The organism is Sphingosinithalassobacter sp. LHW66-3 (assembly GCF_050703275.1).
Taxonomy (GTDB): Bacteria; Pseudomonadota; Alphaproteobacteria; order Sphingomonadales; family Sphingomonadaceae; genus Sphingomonas.
On the sequence record NZ_CP193482.1, the window covers coordinates 1,658,401 to 1,673,673 of the forward strand.

General features: G+C 67.6%; 23 protein-coding genes. 3 read left to right on the plus strand and 20 right to left on the minus strand.

Going from position 1 to position 15,273, the window contains the following annotated elements:
* The first annotated feature begins 53 nt into the window (after window positions 1-53).
* Window positions 54-1,019 carry an isoaspartyl peptidase/L-asparaginase family protein gene (locus tag ACQ450_RS08085; protein ID WP_431471187.1) on the plus strand — a complete coding sequence of 322 codons (966 nt, stop codon included), beginning with the start codon at window positions 54-56 and terminating at the stop codon, window positions 1,017-1,019.
* A gap of 10 nt (window positions 1,020-1,029) precedes the next feature.
* Window positions 1,030-1,875 carry a S1/P1 nuclease gene (locus ACQ450_RS08090; protein ID WP_431468872.1) on the plus strand — a complete coding sequence of 282 codons (846 nt, stop codon included), beginning with the start codon at window positions 1,030-1,032 and terminating at the stop codon, window positions 1,873-1,875.
* 39 nt (window positions 1,876-1,914) lie between these two features.
* Here ACQ450_RS08090 and ACQ450_RS08095 read toward each other — a convergent pair whose 3' ends face one another.
* The 13 genes from ACQ450_RS08095 to ruvB all read right to left on the minus strand — a co-directional run bounded on the left by ACQ450_RS08095 (window position 1,915) and on the right by ruvB (window position 10,383).
* Window positions 1,915-2,190: a hypothetical protein gene (locus tag ACQ450_RS08095; protein ID WP_431468873.1), complete on the minus strand. Its 276-nt coding sequence runs from the start codon at window positions 2,188-2,190 to the stop codon at window positions 1,915-1,917.
* A 116-nt stretch (window positions 2,191-2,306) separates the two neighbouring features.
* Window positions 2,307-2,624 carry a hypothetical protein gene (locus ACQ450_RS08100; protein ID WP_431468874.1) on the minus strand — a complete coding sequence of 106 codons (318 nt, stop codon included), beginning with the start codon at window positions 2,622-2,624 and terminating at the stop codon, window positions 2,307-2,309.
* Entirely contained in the window at window positions 2,614-2,838 is a 225-nt protein-coding gene (locus ACQ450_RS08105; RefSeq protein WP_431468875.1) for a toxin-antitoxin system HicB family antitoxin, read from the minus strand. Before ACQ450_RS08105 ends, ACQ450_RS08100 begins: the two co-directional genes overlap by 11 nt.
* 17 nt (window positions 2,839-2,855) lie before the next feature.
* On the minus strand, window positions 2,856-3,755 hold the full coding sequence (locus tag ACQ450_RS08110) for an SPFH domain-containing protein (protein ID WP_188056133.1): 900 nt from the start codon (window positions 3,753-3,755) through the stop codon (window positions 2,856-2,858).
* Window positions 3,756-3,830: 75 nt separating this feature from the next.
* Complete coding sequence (locus tag ACQ450_RS08115; protein ID WP_431468876.1) at window positions 3,831-4,142, minus strand: hypothetical protein; 312 nt, start codon at window positions 4,140-4,142, stop codon at window positions 3,831-3,833.
* Window positions 4,082-4,813, minus strand: coding sequence for a mechanosensitive ion channel family protein (locus ACQ450_RS08120; RefSeq protein ID WP_431468877.1), 732 nt, complete (start codon window positions 4,811-4,813; stop codon window positions 4,082-4,084). The genes ACQ450_RS08115 and ACQ450_RS08120 overlap by 61 nt, the downstream gene beginning before the upstream one ends.
* 99 nt (window positions 4,814-4,912) lie before the next feature.
* Window positions 4,913-5,422, minus strand: a complete 510-nt coding sequence (pal, locus tag ACQ450_RS08125) for a peptidoglycan-associated lipoprotein Pal (protein ID WP_188056135.1) — start codon at window positions 5,420-5,422, stop codon at window positions 4,913-4,915.
* A gap of 65 nt (window positions 5,423-5,487) precedes the next feature.
* On the minus strand, window positions 5,488-6,855 hold the full coding sequence (gene tolB, locus ACQ450_RS08130) for a Tol-Pal system beta propeller repeat protein TolB (protein WP_431468878.1): 1,368 nt from the start codon (window positions 6,853-6,855) through the stop codon (window positions 5,488-5,490).
* Window positions 6,852-7,658: a cell envelope biogenesis protein TolA gene (locus tag ACQ450_RS08135; RefSeq protein WP_431468879.1), complete on the minus strand. Its 807-nt coding sequence runs from the start codon at window positions 7,656-7,658 to the stop codon at window positions 6,852-6,854. Before ACQ450_RS08135 ends, tolB begins: the two co-directional genes overlap by 4 nt.
* Before the next feature lie 11 nt (window positions 7,659-7,669).
* Window positions 7,670-8,116, minus strand: a complete 447-nt coding sequence (gene tolR / locus ACQ450_RS08140; protein WP_431468880.1) for a protein TolR — start codon at window positions 8,114-8,116, stop codon at window positions 7,670-7,672.
* A gap of 43 nt (window positions 8,117-8,159) precedes the next feature.
* Window positions 8,160-8,852 (minus strand): protein TolQ, encoded by a 693-nt coding sequence (gene tolQ / locus ACQ450_RS08145; RefSeq protein ID WP_431468881.1) that lies wholly within the window; start codon window positions 8,850-8,852, stop codon window positions 8,160-8,162.
* A gap of 6 nt (window positions 8,853-8,858) precedes the next feature.
* The gene (locus tag ACQ450_RS08150) at window positions 8,859-9,317 is read right to left on the minus strand and encodes a YbgC/FadM family acyl-CoA thioesterase (protein ID WP_431468882.1); all 459 of its coding nucleotides are present in this window, start codon (window positions 9,315-9,317) and stop codon (window positions 8,859-8,861) included.
* A 43-nt stretch (window positions 9,318-9,360) separates the two neighbouring features.
* Window positions 9,361-10,383, minus strand: coding sequence for a Holliday junction branch migration DNA helicase RuvB (gene ruvB, locus ACQ450_RS08155; RefSeq protein WP_431468883.1), 1,023 nt, complete (start codon window positions 10,381-10,383; stop codon window positions 9,361-9,363).
* A 107-nt stretch (window positions 10,384-10,490) separates the two neighbouring features.
* Between ruvB and ACQ450_RS08160 the strand changes: the two genes are divergently transcribed.
* Window positions 10,491-11,117 carry a hemerythrin domain-containing protein gene (locus tag ACQ450_RS08160; protein WP_431468884.1) on the plus strand — a complete coding sequence of 209 codons (627 nt, stop codon included), beginning with the start codon at window positions 10,491-10,493 and terminating at the stop codon, window positions 11,115-11,117.
* Here ACQ450_RS08160 and ruvA read toward each other — a convergent pair.
* From ruvA to ACQ450_RS08195, 7 genes are all read right to left on the minus strand, one after another.
* Window positions 11,008-11,607 (minus strand): Holliday junction branch migration protein RuvA, encoded by a 600-nt coding sequence (gene ruvA / locus ACQ450_RS08165; protein WP_431468885.1) that lies wholly within the window; start codon window positions 11,605-11,607, stop codon window positions 11,008-11,010. The two genes, ACQ450_RS08160 and ruvA, sit on opposite strands and share 110 nt — an antisense overlap.
* Window positions 11,608-11,616: 9 nt before the next feature.
* A complete protein-coding gene (gene ruvC / locus ACQ450_RS08170; protein ID WP_431471188.1) occupies window positions 11,617-12,102 on the minus strand; it encodes a crossover junction endodeoxyribonuclease RuvC in 486 nt (161 codons plus the stop codon).
* A complete protein-coding gene (locus tag ACQ450_RS08175) occupies window positions 12,099-12,842 on the minus strand; it encodes a YebC/PmpR family DNA-binding transcriptional regulator (protein WP_188056143.1) in 744 nt (247 codons plus the stop codon). Before ACQ450_RS08175 ends, ruvC begins: the two co-directional genes overlap by 4 nt.
* Window positions 12,843-12,995: 153 nt before the next feature.
* Window positions 12,996-13,316 (minus strand): heavy metal-binding domain-containing protein, encoded by a 321-nt coding sequence (locus ACQ450_RS08180; protein WP_188056144.1) that lies wholly within the window; start codon window positions 13,314-13,316, stop codon window positions 12,996-12,998.
* Between the two features lie 31 nt (window positions 13,317-13,347).
* A complete protein-coding gene (locus tag ACQ450_RS08185) occupies window positions 13,348-13,587 on the minus strand; it encodes a DUF2312 domain-containing protein (RefSeq protein ID WP_188056145.1) in 240 nt (79 codons plus the stop codon).
* Between the two features lie 42 nt (window positions 13,588-13,629).
* Window positions 13,630-14,730: a S41 family peptidase gene (locus ACQ450_RS08190; protein ID WP_431468886.1), complete on the minus strand. Its 1,101-nt coding sequence runs from the start codon at window positions 14,728-14,730 to the stop codon at window positions 13,630-13,632.
* 84 nt (window positions 14,731-14,814) lie between these two features.
* Window positions 14,815-15,201, minus strand: coding sequence for a DUF1244 domain-containing protein (locus ACQ450_RS08195; protein ID WP_431468887.1), 387 nt, complete (start codon window positions 15,199-15,201; stop codon window positions 14,815-14,817).
* Window positions 15,202-15,273: the final 72 nt, after the last annotated feature.

Consider the following 15,273-nt stretch of genomic DNA (forward strand, 5'->3'; position numbering starts at 1 on the left):
TCTTCAGGGAGTGCCGTATGCGCCTCGTCCTCGTCCTGCTCGGAGTGTTGTTGATGCCGCTTACCGCAAATGCCCAGACGCCGGGGGAACAGCGCCCGGAATGGACGCTCGTGATCCACGGCGGCGCCGGCACGATCACCCGGGATCGGATCACTCCCGAACAGGCCGAAGCCGTGACCGCCGGGCTGAACGCGGCGCTGGCGACCGGATCGGCGATCCTCGCCGGGGGCGGCAGCGCGCTCGACGCAGTCGAAGCGGCGGTGCGCGTGCTGGAGGACGATCCCAATTTCAATTCGGCGCGCGGCGCGGTGTTCACCTGGGAAGGGAAGAACGAGCTCGATGCTTCGATCATGGACGGCAGCAATCGCGCGGCAGGGGCGATCGCGGGCGTCACTACGATCCGCCATCCGATCAGCCTTGCGCGCAAGGTGATGGAGGAGAGCCCGCACGTGATGTTGTCCGGCGCGGGCGCCGAGGAGTTCGCACGCGATCATGCGGACATCGAGATCGTCGATCCCAGCTGGTTTGCCACGCCCGAGCGGTTGCGCCAGCTGGAAGAGCTGAAGGCACGGCAGGCGAACTGGTTCGACGTCGACCTGAAATATGGCACCGTCGGCGCGGTCGCGCTCGACAGCGAAGGCCATGTCGCCGCCGCCACCTCGACCGGCGGGTTGACTGGCAAGCGCTGGGGCCGGATCGGCGATTCGCCGATCATCGGCGCCGGCACCTATGCCGACGATCGCGGCTGCGCGGTTTCGGCGACGGGCGCGGGCGAGTATTTCATCCGCGAGGGCGTGGCGCACGAGATCTGCGCGCGCGTGCGCTTCCTCGGCGAGACGCTGCAGGAGGCGGCCGATGTGGTGCTGGCCGAAACGCAGACGCTGGGCGGTTCGGGCGGCGTGATCCTGACCGGCCCGAGCGGCGAAATGTCGTGGAGCTTCACCACCCCGGGCATGTATCGCGGCCGCATTTCGTCGGACAGCGAAGCCGAAGTGGCGTTCTACGGCGAGGCCGAGTAAGGGCGCTGCCATGTTGCGTTCGCTTTTCGCCGCGCTGACGGCACTGCTCCTGCTCGCCCCCGCGCCCGCCTTCGCCTGGTGGGAATATGGCCACCAGACCGTCGCCGCGATCGCCTACCGCAACGTCGCGCCGGAAACGCGCGCGGCGATCGATCGGCTGCTCGCGCGCCAGGCGCTGCTCGAAACGCCCAGCTGCCCGGCAGGGACGATCGAGGAAGCAAGCGTGTGGGCCGATTGCATCAAGCCGCTCGGCGCGCGGTTCAGCTACGCCTATTCATGGCACTATCAGAATGTGAACGTGTGTCAGCCGTTCGACCTGGAAAGCGCGTGCAAGGACGGCAATTGCGTGTCGGCGCAAGTGACGCGCAACGCCGCGCTGCTCAAGGATCGCTCGGTGCCGCTGCGCGAGCGGGTGATGGCGCTCGCTTTCCTCGTCCATTTCGTCGGCGACCTGCACATGCCGCTGCACGCGGGGGACAAGGGTGATCTGGGCGGCAACCGGCTGAAGACCAACTACGGCATCTATTCGACCGATCGGCTGAACCTGCACAGCGTGTGGGACGGGCTGCTCGCCGAACGCGCGATCTCGACTCCGCCGTCGCTGGTGCACACCTATTCGGCCGACGAGCGCGCGCGTATCGCCGCGGGAACCGTCGAGGATTGGAGCCGCGAGAGCTGGGAAGTGAGCCGGCAGCACGCCTATGCCGCCGCGCTGGACGGCGAGCCATGCCGCACCGATCAGGAGCGCGGGCATCTCTCGAACGAGGCGATCGAGACAATGATCGAGCCGGCACGCGAGCAGATCAAGCGCGCCGGCCTGCGCCTCGCGCGGCTGCTCGACGAGGCGCTGGGCTGAGGCATCTACCCCGGCCCGCAACACTGTCCCGTCCCGGCGCTAGCGCCTCTTGTCGGGCCCCCAGTGCCAGCTGAACCCGCCCTCGGTCTTGCTGTGGACCAGCCAGAGAAAGCCGAGCAGCAGCGGCAATCCCACCGCAGCCTTCAACAGCTCGCCCGGCACCAGCGCGACCACGAGCAGGAACACCGCGATGAACCCGAGGGTGAGCAGCCAGCCCTGCCACGTCACCGGCGTCGCGCCCCAGCCGAACAGCTTGGGCGCGAACCAATAGCCTTCGCGCACCTCGAAATGGCGCTCGATGTCGCGCAGTTTCATCCGCCCAGCGCCATCAGCGCGATGCCGCCCAGCAGGAGCAGGCTACCGCCGGCGGTCAGCCACGGCAGGTGCGCTCTCTTGGCGAACAATGCAGTCATCATGCGGGTCTCTCCTTGCTATCTCCGACGCTGCTCATCCTCGCGCCACTTGCGGAATTCCTTCAGCTCGCGTGCCATCTCGGCGATGTCGATCACTTCCGAGCGGCGCAGCGAGAGACGGAACAGCAGGACGCACGCGATCGCGACGAACAGCAGATAGGGCACCATCACGATCCACACCGCGCCTGTGCCGGCGACCCAGATCACCAGCGGCAACGGCGCAAGCGTGACCAGCAGGAAGGCGAGCAGCACACCCCACCCCTTCGCGTTGCGCGGCACCACGCGCAGCAGACCGGGGCCGCGATAGGTCGTGAACCAGGGGTCCTTATCCGTCATTGCTTCCGCCTCCAGTGGCATTCTTGGGCGGACGACCGCGCTTGCGCTGCACCGGCTCCGCCAGCTTCACCCCGCGCTTCGACAGCGCTTCCCGCAGCAGACACTCGACCTGCGCATTGACGCTGCGCAGGTCGCTCGCCGCCGAGCGCTCGATCGCGGCGTAGAGCGCCGGATCGAGCCGCAGGGGAAATGCCTTCTTCGGGGGTGCCGCCACGCCAGCTCCTCAGCCGCTCACTGGTAGAGCGAGCCTGCATTCACCACCGGCTGGGTGTCGCGCTCCGAGCACAGCACCACCATCAGGTTCGAAACCATCGCCGCGCGGCGTTCGTCGTCGAGCTCGACCACATTCTTGGCCGAAAGCTGCTCGAGCGCCATTTCGACCATGCCGACCGCGCCTTCGACCAATGTCGCGCGTGCCGCCACCACTGCCTCGGCCTGCTGGCGCCGCAGCATCGCCTGGGCGATCTCATAGGCATAGGCGAGATGGGTAAGCCGGCATTCCTCGATCGAGACGCCCGCGACCGCGACGCGTTCCTGCAGCTCGACCTTGATCTCGTCGCTCACCACGTCGGCGTCGCCGCGCAGCGTGATCTTCGCATCCTCGAAATCGTCATAGGGGTAGCGCGAGCCGATCGCGCGCACGGCGCTTTCGATCTGGATGTTCACGAACTCGCGATAGTCGTCGACGTCGAACAGCGCCTGAGCGGTATCGGCGACGCGCCACACCACGTTCGATGCGATTTCGATCGGATTGCCCCGCAGGTCGTTCACCTTCAGCCGCTCGGACGTGATGTTGTGGATCCGAACCGAGATCTTCTGCTTCGTGAGCCACGGCCAGGTCCAGCGCAGGCCGGTGGCGCGATCGGTGCCCCGATAATCGCCGAACAGCAGGATCGCCGCCGCCTGATTGGGCTGGAGGAGATAGAAGCCGACCGCGATGAACAAGACGGCCAGCGAGCCGATCCCGACCGCCACTGCGACCTGCCACTCGGGATAGCTGCCGAACTGCAGGCCGGCGAAGACGGTCGCGACGAGCAGCACGAACGCCAGCAGGAGCGGGATCCAGCCGCTCGAAGTATGTGCCGGGCGCTCTTTGCTGTTGCGCAGGGCGTGGGCAGCGAAGTCATTCATGTCCGCCTCCTTAATTGTGATATCGGATTTATATCGCAGGAGGGGATGGGGCAAGCGAAATCAGAAAGCCGCGCATCAGGCGCCCGAGGCGCCCCGCCCGGACAGCGCCGGACGCGGCCGGGGCGGCCGGTCGCCTGGCGGCCAGCCTTCGCGCTGCCGGGTGCGGTCGCCGTCGGTTTCCTCGGTCTGGTCGTGGAACAGCAGCACCTGGGTGGGGAAAGGCAAGTCGATCCCGTGCGACTTTGCCGTCTCGTAGAGCGCCAGGATCACGCGGGCACGGGTGTGGACTGCGCTGGTACGCTGCGAATCGGTCCACCAGCGCACCTTCAGCACGACGGCGCTGTCTTCGAGACTCCACGGCAGCACCTCGGGCGCCGGCTCGGCCACGACCCCCTCAAGGTGGCGATCGCCTCGAGGAACTTGCCGGCGGCCTCGGCCGGCCGGTCGCCGAAACCGATGCCGATGTCGTATTCGTCGCGCCGCACCGGGAAGGCCGTGTTGACCACGACGGGAGAGGTATAGATGTCGGCGTTCGGGATGATCACTCGGCGCCCGTCATAGGTGCGCAGCAAGGTCGCCCGGCTTTCGATATGTTCGACCGTGCCTTCGAAGCCCTGCGCCTCGATCTGATCGCCCTGAAGGAAGGGGCGGCGCAGCAGGATCAGCACGCCCGCGAACAGATTCTGCAGAATGTCCTTGAACGCGAAACCGATCGCGACCGATCCGATGCCGAGCGCGGCGAGGATGTCTCCCGGATGCACCGTTGGGAAGATGATCGCGGCCGCCACCAGCAGCGCCGCCACCATGAGTCCGCCAAAAGCGAGCGACCCGAGCAGATTGCCGAGATCGGGGCGCCGCCGCCGGACCGCTATCCGCCGCACCAGCCGCGCCAGCAGCTTGCCCACGATCCACGCGAGCAGCAGGAAGATGAGCCCCGCGACCACGCTGGGAAGCTGGGCATAGAAGCCGTCGACCCAGCCCTCCATCGTCTCCGTTACCAGATCGACCGGTTCGCGCAGTCGGGCAGCGGTTTCGGTGGAGGTGGCGGCGACGGACATGGCAGGCCAATGCGGGGGCGGAGCGGCGGTTCCGCCAGCGCAACAAAAAGGGGAGACGCCGGCGGGCGCCTCCCCTCCCCGGATTCGTGCCGAACCGGCTCAGTTCAGGACGATGGTCACCGCGCGGCGGTTCTGCGCCCATGCCGACTCGTTCGAGCCGAGCGCCACGGGGCGCTCCTTGCCGTAGCTGATCGTCGTGATCCGTGCCGGCGAGACTCCACGCGCGGCGAGATAGTTCTTGGCCGAGTTGGCGCGACGATCGCCGAGCGCGAGGTTGTACTCGCGCGTGCCGCGTTCGTCGGCATGGCCTTCGATGGTGATGCGGCGGTTCGGATACTGGGCCAGCCAGCGCGCCTGGCTGTCGAGGATCGCGCGCGCCTCGGCATCGATGTCATGCTGGTCGAGCGCGAAATAGACGGTGTCACCCATCACCGAGCGCCGGAAATCCTCGGGCGAACCGGGGATGACGCCCGTCGTGGTGTCGCCACCCGGCGGCGGCGTGGGCGTGGTCGTGCCGGGGCTCGGCGGCAGCACCTCGGGGCGCTTCTTCGCGCAGCCCGCGGTTGCGAGCAGTGCGACGCCGATCAACAGAGTGGTCGTCTTCTTCATGGCCTTCCTCCTTGAAACCTCATCGCCCGAAGCTCGGGCTACTACGCGCAACTCGCCGCCCCGGTTCACGGACGGAGCGGCCCCCAGCTCGGGTCCGATCCGCCGAGCGGAGTCGGAATACGACGCGCATTGACGCCAGTGAGGTCGACCGACCAGACATCGGCGCCACCTCCCTGCCCGGCGCGGAAGAACATCAGGACGCGGCCGTTGGGCGACCAGCTGGGCCCCTCGTCGCCCCAGGCATCGGTCAGCAGCCGCTCGCCGGAGCCCGACGGACTCATCACGCCGATCCGGAACGCGCCGCCGCCCAGCCGGGTGAAGGCGATCAGGTCGCCGCGCGGGCTCCACACTGGAGTCGCATAGCGGCCGCCGCCGAAGCTGATCCGCTGCTGCCCCGAACCGTCGGCGTTCATCACATAGAGCTGCTGCGATCCGCCGCGATCGCTTTCGAAGACGATACGGCTGCCGTCGGGCGAATAGCTGCCGCCGGTGTCGATGCCCGGCGAATTCGTCAGCCGCTGCGGCGATCCGCCCGTGGCACTGACGCGATAGATGTCGGTATTGCCACCCACCGCCATCGAGAACAGCACCCAGCGCCCGTCAGGCGAAAAGCGCGGCGCGAAGGTGAGGTTCGCATCGTCGACGAGCAGCCGCTGGCGGCCGCTGTCGAGATCATAGACGTACAGCGAGGGCCGATCGTTCTGATAGCTCATATAGACGATCGACTGATGGTTGGGCGCGAAGCGCGGCGTCAGCACGATCGACTGGCCGTTGGTCAGGAACCGATGGTTGGCACCGTCCTGGTCCATGATCGCCAGCCGCTTGATGCGCCGGTCTTTCGGCCCCGTTTCCGAGACATAGACGACGCGGCTGTCGAAATATGGGCCTTCGCCGGTGAGGCGGGTGTAGATCGCATCGGCGCACTTGTGGGCGGCGCGGCGCCAATCCCCTGCGGAAACGACGAAGCCCTGCCGCACCAGCTCGGTCTGCAGCGCCACATCGTACAGATAGCAGCCGACCGTCAGCCCATTGCCGCTCGCGCGTACATAGCCCTGCACCAGCGCCTGTGCGCGATTGCCGAACCAGAAGGTGAAATCGGGCGACGTGACTTCGGTATAGCCGATGCCGCGCGCCTGATTGGGCCCGATCGTGTTGAACAGGCCGGTGTTGCGCAGGTCCGCCTCGATCACCTCGGCGATCTGGCGTCCGAGATCGGTGGTCGAGCCCGCCGCCGTCTGCACATTCTGCGAGGTCGGCATCGCTGGAATGGCGATCACGAGATCGGAGGCGCCGCTCTCGTCGGTCACGTCTACCCGCAGCGGCGCATCCTGCGCAGGTGCGGTCGGGACGGGATCGCGCAACGGAGTGTCCTGCGCCAGCGCGGGCGCTGCGGTGAACAGCGCTGCGGCGGCGAGGGCAAGGAACGTCTTCACAGCGAAAGCCTCCTGTCAAAACTGGGCTCGATGACGCGCCAGGCGTCGTAATACTCATCAGGCAACCGGAACGGGGCCGCGAGCTCGACCGCACGTATAGCACGTTCGGCATGCAATTCCGTCTGCGCCCGGTTGCTGGGAGTGACTCCGGTCTGCTCCACGAGCTGCGGCCGCGCGGCGAGCGAACCGTCGCGATTGAGCCGCACGCGCAAAATCGTGACCAGCCGGTCCGCGTCTGCGCCGGTCGGCGCAGTCCAGTGCGGCTTGAGCTGGCGGCGGATCTCGGCGACGAGCGCCGAACGGACCTGCGGGCCAAGCGTCGCCGCGGGAGGCGTCGTCGATTCGCTGCGCGAGGGCGTGTCCGAACGGCCGATCTCCAGCCCGTCGAGCCGTCCGGTCGGGCGGCGCGGCTGCTCGCGCGGGCGCTGCGCCGCCTTCGGGGCGGGCGGAGTCGGTCGGCGCGGCTCCGCCTTCTCGGCGGGGCGGGGGTCGGGTCGCGGCGCGGGCGCAGGCGGCTGCTGCCGCGGCAAGGGGGCCTGCTCGGGCTCGTCGGCAGGCTCGGGCGGCGCAGTATCCGGCTCGACCGGCGCCTCGACTTCGGAGAGCTGGGCGGCGGGCACCTCGGCATCGGGCACTTGCGACATGCTTTCGAGCGCAACTTCGTCGGTCAGCGAGACTTCGATCGGCTGCTGCTTCAGCTCGACCGGATTCGGCGTGGTGAGAAAGCTCGCTGACAGCGCGCCGAACACCGCCGCATGGCCGATCAATGCAAGCCCGATGCCGGTGCCCTCCGTCCGGTCCACGCCGATCGCCCTTATTGCTCGCCGCCGCCGGTCGCGGCGGTAACGAGCGAGACGCGATTGAGTCCGGCGCGGTTGAGCTCGCCCATCACCTGCATCACCTTGCCGTATCCGAGCGCCTGATCGGCGCGGAGAAACACCTGTGGCGGGCGGCCCTCGGCGCCGGTGCGCTGGGCGATCTGATCGAGCAGCGGCGGCAGCGCGTCGGCGGCGACCGGCGCTTCGTCGACGAAGATGGCGCCGGTCTCGTCGATCGAGATCTGCACCGGCTGCTGGTCTTGCTCGAGCGCCTTCGCGCGGCTTTCGGGCAGGTTCACCGGCACGCCGGCGGTGAGCAGCGGCGCAGTGACCATGAAGATGATGAGCAGCACCAGCATCACGTCGACGAGCGGCGTGACGTTGATCTCGGCCATCGGCGCGCGCCGGCCCTTGCCGCGCTGCGAAGGCAGCTGCATCGCCATCAGACGCCCCCTGCCCGCCGCAGAAACATGGTCCCGGCCGGTCTCACGTCTGCGCCTCCAGCTTGCGGCTGAGCGCGGCGTGGAAGCCATCGGCGAAGCGGTTCAGCCGCGCCTCGACCTTGTTGATCGAATGGCTGAAGCGATTGTAGCCGATCACGGCCGGGATGGCCGCGAACAGTCCGATCGCGGTTGCGAACAGCGCCTCGGCAATACCCGGCGCAACGACTGCGAGCGAGCTGTTCTGCTCCGCGGCGATCGCCGTGAAGCTGCGCATGATGCCCCACACCGTGCCGAACAGGCCGACGAACGGGGCGACCGAGCCGACGGTCGCCAGCACGTTGAGGCGATCCGACAACCGATCGATCTCCTGTGCCACCGTGGCGCCCATCGCCGTGGCCAGCCGCTCGCGCGTGCCGCTGCGATCCACTGTCGCGCCGGCGGTCGAGCGGCGCCATTCGGTGACTCCCGCCGAGAATACGCGGGCAACAGCGATGTTGCGTCCGGCGATCCGGCGATGGAATTCGTCCATGTCGTCCGCCTCGCGATATTCCTGCTCGAACTGGTCGGTCGATTTCCGCACCCCGCCGATGCGGATAACGAAGCTGATGATGATGCCCCATGTCCAGATACTGGCGAGCAGCAGGCCGAGCATCACGCCCTTCACCACCCAGTCAGCCTGCATGAAAAGCGCGAGCGGCGACATGGTCGCCGGATCGCTCGTCGCGAGAAACTCCATCGAGGCTCAGTCCCCCTTCCAAACCAATGGCGCGAACGCCTCCACCCAGGCGGCGGGTTGTCGGCGCGGCCGCCCGGACGGCGCCACGAACACCGCCTCGATCTCCACTTCCGCCACTATGATCCCCGAACGCATGACTCGTTGATGAATGTCCACTGATGCACCGCGCAATTCGACGAGGCGGCTGACCACCGTCAGCGTGTCTCCAAGCCGCGCGGGCGCCCGGTAGCGCAGCCGCGCGTCGCGGATCGCATAGGCGCCCTCGCCCGCCTCGAACGCAGCGCGCTGATCGACGCCCGCCGCGGCGAGCATATCCGATCGGGCACGCTCGAAGTAGCGCAGATAATTCGCGTGATAGACCACTCCGGTAAGATCCGTGTCCTCGAAATAGACACGCAGGACGAAGTGATGCTCGCCATCCTTGAAATGGCCGAGCGGCTCGAGCGGTGCGGCTTCCTGTCTCACGGCTGCGCGGGTAGCGAACGACATGCTGCCGGGGAAGCCGGCTTCAGTCGAACAGCCCGTCCTGCGCGCCCTGCGGCGGTTCGATGCCGAGATGCTTCCAGCCGGCGGCATTGAGGCAGCGGCCGCGGGCAGTGCGCGCGACCAGGCCGAGCTGGATCAGATAAGGCTCGATCACTTCCTCGATGGTGTCGCGCGGCTCGCTCAGACCGGCGGCGAGCGTCTCCACGCCGACCGGGCCGCCCCTGTAGATGTCGGCGATCATGAAGAGATAGCGGCGGTCCATCGCATCGAGCCCGAGCGCATCGACCTCGAGCCGGTTGAGCGCCGCGTCCGCGGCCTTTGCATCGACCAGTTCCGCGCCAGCCACATTGGCGAAATCGCGCACCCGCCGGAGCAACCGGCCGGCGATGCGCGGCGTGCCCCGCGAGCGCCGCGCGATTTCCTGTGCACCATCGGCAGCGACGGGAAGGCCGAGCAGCGCCGCGGCGCGCGCGACGACCTTTTCCAGCTCGCCCACTGTATAGAATTGCAGCCGGATCGGAATGCCGAACCGGTCGCGCAGCGGCGTGGTGAGCAGCCCCTGACGCGTAGTGGCGCCGACAAGCGTGAAGCGCGGCAGATCGATGCGGACCGACCGGGCGGACGGCCCCTCGCCGATCATCAGATCGAGCGCGCGATCCTCCATCGCCGGATAGAGCACTTCCTCGACCGCCGGCGCCAACCGGTGAATCTCGTCAATGAACAGGACGTCACCGTCCTCCAGATTCGTGAGCAGCGCGGCGAGATCGCCCGACTTGGCAATCACCGGGCCGGATGTCGCCCGAAAGCCGACGCCCATTTCCCGCGCCACGATCTGCGCCAGCGTGGTCTTGCCGAGCCCGGGCGGGCCGAAGAACAGCACATGGTCGAGCGCATCGCCGCGCGCCTTGGCGGCTTCGATGAACACGCGCAGATTCTCGCGCGCACTGCGCTGCCCGACGAATTCGTCGAGCGCCTTTGGGCGCAGCGCCGCGTCGACGTCGTCGGATCGGCGCTCCGGGGCGAGGATGCGATCGGGATCGGTCACGTCCGTTCCCTAGCTGTTCCCGAGGGCTGCTGTCGAGCGGTTCGAAGGCGGCGCAAGCGTCTATAACATAAGGACTGATCTGATCGCACCGGCAACAGGAGTATCGCGTGACCCCGGTAGAACGGCTGTTCCTCGACCAGAAATCCCTGCAGTCCGCCATCGAAGCGCTCCACGCTATCTGCACCTCGCCCGAGCCGCCTCTGCGCGAAAGCCTCGCGCAGATCCGCTGGACCTTCGCCCGCACGCTGATGCGGCATCTTCAGCTCAAGGATCGTGTCGTCTACGCGCGGCTGCGCAATCACCCCGATCCGCTGGTCCAGGCGACCGGCGAACGGTTCCGCAGGGAAGCGTTCGAACTCTACGCGCGCTTCGAACAGCATTCCGAACGCTGGACCGCCGACGCCGTCGCCGCCGACTGGCAGACCTATCGGGCGATGGCGGCGCAGATGATCCGCATGCTGAACGATCGCGTCGCCCGGGAAGAGGCCGAGCTCCTGCCGCATCTCGATTCGGCGCCCGACCTTCCGGTGCTGCGGACCGAACAGGATCACAACTGGGCCGCCGCCGGATGGAAAATGCGCGCCTGGTTCGGCGTCGACCGCGAGGAGGCGATTCCGCCGGCCGCTATTTCGCCGCCTTCCGAAGCGCGAGCCGCACCAGCCCGTCGAGGCCTGCGCCCTCGCCCAGTTCTTCCCCCGCCGCCTTCACCGCCGCGCTCGCCTCGGCGGGTTTGAAGCCGAGGTTGAGCAAGGCGGAAACGGCATCGGCCGCCGCGCCGCCGGCGGGGGCGGCCAATGCTCCGGCGCCGCCGCTGCCCAGCACGACGCCCGCCTTGTCCTTCAGCTCGTTGACGATGCGCTGGGCGAGCTTTGGCCCGACGCCGTTGGCACGCGCCACCATCGCGGAATCGCCGCGTGCGATCGCCCCCTGCAACTCGTCCGCCGTCAGCACCGACTGGATCGCCAGGGCGACGCGGGCGCCGACGCCCTGCACGCTCGTCAGCAGGCGGAACCAGTCGCGCTCCTCGGCGCTGGCGAAGCCGACCAGCCGGATGAAATCCTCCGCCACCAGCATCTCGGTATGCACCGTCACCGTGTCGCCGGTGATTCCGATCCGCTCGAGCGTCTTCGCCGAAGCACCGACCAGATAGCCGACACCATTCACGTCGATCACCGCGTGATCCGCGCCGGTGCTCGCCAGCCTGCCTGTAAGATGGGCGATCATGGAACGGACCTAGAACGTCCGGCGCGCCGACGCCAGATGGTGCGCGTGGCAGATCGCCACGGCGAGCGCATCGGCAGCATCGGCTCCGGCGATCCTGGCGCCGGGGAGCAGGCGCGCGACCATCGCATGGACCTGCGCCTTTTCCGCCGTTCCGGTGCCGACGACCGCCTTTTTGACGAGGCGCGGAGCATATTCGCCGACTTCGAGCCCGGTCCGCGCCAGCGCGCAAAGCGCCACGCCGCGCGCCTGCCCCAGCTTGAGCGTCGACTGCGGGTTGGAATTGGCGAACACCTCCTCGACCGCAGCCGCCTCGGGCGCGCGATCGGCGATGAGCGCGGCGAGCATCGTATCGAGATGCGCGAGGCGCCGGGCGAGCGGCGCCTTCGCATCGGTTTTCAGCTGACCATTGGCGAGATGGCTCAGCCGGTTGCCTTCCGCGCGGATCAGCCCCCAGCCGGTGGTGCCCAGGCCAGGGTCAAGGCCGAGCAGGATCAGCCCAGCTTCTCCATCACCGCGTCGGAGACTTCGTAATTGCCCCAGACGGTCTGCACGTCGTCGTCGTCGTCGAGCGCGTCGATCAGCTTGAACAGCGTGCCCGCATCGTCCTCGCCAACCTCGACCATCGTCTGCGGGCGCCACGCGAGCTTCGCGCCTTCGGGCTCGCCGAGGACGGGGGTGAGCGCGCTTGCCACTTCGTGCAGCGAATCGGCGGCGGTCCAGATCTCATGGCCGTCTTCGCCCGACTGGACGTCCTCGGCACCCGCCTCCAGCGCGGCTTCGAACACCGTCTCTGCGTCACCTGCGCTTGCCGGGTAGCTGATGAGGCCCATACGGTCGAACCCGTGGCTCACCGAACCGGCCGTGCCGAGATTGCCGCCGTTCTTCGACACGGCGGTGCGCACGTTCGTCGCGGTGCGATTGCGATTGTCGGTCAGCGCCTCGATGATCAGGCTCACGCCGCCGGGGCCAAAGCCTTCGTAGCGGATTTCCTCATAGCTCTCGGTATCGCCGCCCACGGCCTTATCGATCGCGCGCTGGATATTGTCCTTCGGCATCGACTGCGCTTTGGCGGCGTTGACTGCGGCGCGCAGCCGCGGATTCATGTCGGGATCGGGCGTACCCATCCGAGCCGCGACAGTGATTTCGCGGCTCAGCTTGGAGAACATCGCCGAGCGCTTCTTATCCTGCGCTCCCTTGCGATGCATGATGTTCTTGAACTTGGAATGGCCTGCCATTGGTCTCTCGAATCTCTCTCACATCCGTTCGCCTCGAGTGGGGAACTGTGCGAAGTCGAAGTCTCCGTATCGAAGGGCGGTTCGATACGCCACTTCGGCATGCACAGTGGCTACTCAGGACAGACCGGAAAAGCGAGTGCGCCGCGCGTCGTCTCAGCTCAGCGTGACGGCGGTTCCGGAGATCGACACCATCAGCATCGATCCCTGTTCGCCGATCACTTCATAATCGATGTCGATCCCGATCACTGCGTTCGCGCCGAGCCCCTTCGCCTGATCGGCGATCTCCTCGAACGCCATCTCGCGCGCTTTGCGCAGCGGCTTTTCGTAGCTGCCCGACCGGCCGCCGACGAAATCGCGAATGCCGGCGAAGATATCGCGGAAGACGTTCGCGCCAAGGATCACTTCGGATGCGACGATGCCGTGGTAGCGAGTCGCCGTCTTGCCCTCGATCGAATTGGTCGTGCTCAGGATCATCAATCGCTCCTTCGTCTGTCCGCGACGGGCGTCAGCCCAGGCCGAGGGCCGCCTTATAGGTTTCCAGCAGCGCCTCGGCCTCGTCGCGGTGATGCTTTTCCATCTTCCGCAAACGCACGATGCTGCGCATTGTCTTCACGTCGAAACCGGTCGATTTCGCTTCGTTGTAAACGTCCTTGATGTCGTCGGCGATGCCCTTCTTCTCTTCCTCGAGCCGCTCGATCCGCTCGATGAAAAGGCGCAGCTGGTCGGCAGCGATCACGTCGCTCATGAATTCCCTCCTGGTGTGAGGGCACGCGTCTAGCCGCTCCGGTCAGGAGCGCAAGGGGCGCCGACGCACCATCGGCTCGCCCGGCACGTGGCTGGCGGAAAGCGCCTCCGCCTGCTGTGCAGAGACCCCCGATCGGACCAGCGCCTCGACCAACGCACGCTCAGGCGCGACCGCGATGTGCGGCGTCACACCGACCCCTTCCCAGCCCTGCTTTCCCGGAAAATAGCTGTGGCCGACGGGAATGAAGGCGTCATAGCCGCCGGGCAGATCGATGCCGCCGCCGTAGTTGCCCGCTCCGGCGGTCGTATCGCCGATCAACGTGGCGCGGCCGGTTTCCTTCAGCACGGTCGCCAGATGCTCGGCGGCGGACGCGGTGCGGCCCGAGGTCAACAGGAAGATGCGCGTATCCGCCCAGGCGGAGCGCTCGGCCCGGGGCACGACGCGATGTTCGGCGCGGTGCAGCTCGGCCGGCGCGGACACCTGCACCAGCGAATCGAACGGCAGCCCGCCCTCCTCCGCCGCAACGCTGGCGCGCGTGTCCATCACCATCACTGTTCTGGGCTCGGTGAAGATGCGCGGGAAGAGCACATCCATCTCGCTGAGCCCGCCGCCGTGGTGCGTGCGCGCATCGATGATCAGCGTGCGCGCGCCTTCGTGCGCGTCGAGAAAGGCTTCGAAATCGGCGACCTGCTGGGCGCTGCCGAGGAAGGCGTTGAACCGTACATAGGCCACTCCGTCGGCGATCCAGCCGGCCTGCTCCATCGGATCGGGATAGACGCGCCGCCGCGCCGGTTCGCCTTCCGCCGCCGCCGGCAGTGGCGGACGCATCTTCAGATGCCCGTCAGGCGCCACCGCCTGCAGATCCTCGGTCACCATCGCCGCGAGTGCGGCGGCATCGGCGGCGCGGTCATAGGCGCCGTCCGCGAGCCGCTCGCGCAGCCGGGCGGCATAGCGCCGCGCCACATCGGGGAAGACGAAGGTCCGTTCGAGCTCCTCGGCGAGGACCGCGACCGCGCGCTTCCCTTCGGCGAGATCGAAACCAGGCGCGGGCGCGGGCGCCACAAGCGCGACCGCCTGATGCGCCACTGCCGCAGAGGCCGAAGTCGCGGCCGCCAATCCGAGCCCCAGGAACACACGCCGCATCACTGCCTCCATCACCGATCTAGTGATATAGGTAGATAATACACTAGGTGCGCGCGGTCCAGTGTCGATCGCGCTGCCGGCGGATCAACGGTGCGGCCGCGTGATCGACGGCGGATCGCTGGCGGGAAAGGTTTCGTCGAGCGCCTCGTCGAGCAGTTCGTCGTCGTGGCGATTCTTCGCCACGCTTTCCTCCATCCGCGCGAGCTGCTCCGGCGTCGCCTCGCTCTGATGCGTGGCCTTCCACTCGGAATAGGGCATGCCATAGACGATCGCGCGCGCCGCATCCTTGTCGAGCGGCCGCCCGGCGTTCGCGCTCGCCTCCTCGATCCAGTCCGACAGGCAGTTACGGCAGAAGCCGGCAAGCCCCATCAGATCGATATTCTGCGCGTCACTGCGATGGCGCAGATGGCGGACGAGCCGGCGAAAGGCGGCCGCCGCAACGGCGTCGTCCAGCGAATTGAGGTCGGTCATGGCGCGCTCCGAGGTTGATCGTCCCGCAGTAACGGGTAGAGCCGGGCCCGCACAAGCCAAGGGAGCGCGGAA

What these genes read in the sequence shown, in the direction of transcription:
- ACQ450_RS08195 (WP_431468887.1), bottom strand. Translation starts at nt 15,201, where the DNA reads ATGACCGACCTCAATTCGCTGGACGACGCCGTTGCGGCGGCCGCCTTT.
- pal (WP_188056135.1), bottom strand. Translation starts at nt 5,422, where the DNA reads ATGAAGAAGACGACCACTCTGTTGATCGGCGTCGCACTGCTCGCAACC.
- ACQ450_RS08180 (WP_188056144.1), bottom strand. Translation starts at nt 13,316, where the DNA reads ATGATCCTGAGCACGACCAATTCGATCGAGGGCAAGACGGCGACTCGC.
- ACQ450_RS08190 (WP_431468886.1), bottom strand. Translation starts at nt 14,730, where the DNA reads ATGCGGCGTGTGTTCCTGGGGCTCGGATTGGCGGCCGCGACTTCGGCC.
- tolR (WP_431468880.1), bottom strand. Translation starts at nt 8,116, where the DNA reads ATGGCGATGCAGCTGCCTTCGCAGCGCGGCAAGGGCCGGCGCGCGCCG.
- ACQ450_RS08090 (WP_431468872.1), top strand. Translation starts at nt 1,030, where the DNA reads ATGTTGCGTTCGCTTTTCGCCGCGCTGACGGCACTGCTCCTGCTCGCC.
- ACQ450_RS08100 (WP_431468874.1), bottom strand. Translation starts at nt 2,624, where the DNA reads ATGACGGATAAGGACCCCTGGTTCACGACCTATCGCGGCCCCGGTCTG.
- tolQ (WP_431468881.1), bottom strand. Translation starts at nt 8,852, where the DNA reads ATGGAGTTTCTCGCGACGAGCGATCCGGCGACCATGTCGCCGCTCGCG.
- ACQ450_RS08085 (WP_431471187.1), top strand. Translation starts at nt 54, where the DNA reads ATGCCGCTTACCGCAAATGCCCAGACGCCGGGGGAACAGCGCCCGGAA.
- ACQ450_RS08185 (WP_188056145.1), bottom strand. Translation starts at nt 13,587, where the DNA reads ATGAGCGACGTGATCGCTGCCGACCAGCTGCGCCTTTTCATCGAGCGG.
- ACQ450_RS08120 (WP_431468877.1), bottom strand. Translation starts at nt 4,813, where the DNA reads ATGTCCGTCGCCGCCACCTCCACCGAAACCGCTGCCCGACTGCGCGAA.
- ACQ450_RS08095 (WP_431468873.1), bottom strand. Translation starts at nt 2,190, where the DNA reads ATGAAACTGCGCGACATCGAGCGCCATTTCGAGGTGCGCGAAGGCTAT.
- ruvA (WP_431468885.1), bottom strand. Translation starts at nt 11,607, where the DNA reads ATGATCGCCCATCTTACAGGCAGGCTGGCGAGCACCGGCGCGGATCAC.
- ACQ450_RS08110 (WP_188056133.1), bottom strand. Translation starts at nt 3,755, where the DNA reads ATGAATGACTTCGCTGCCCACGCCCTGCGCAACAGCAAAGAGCGCCCG.
- ACQ450_RS08175 (WP_188056143.1), bottom strand. Translation starts at nt 12,842, where the DNA reads ATGGCAGGCCATTCCAAGTTCAAGAACATCATGCATCGCAAGGGAGCG.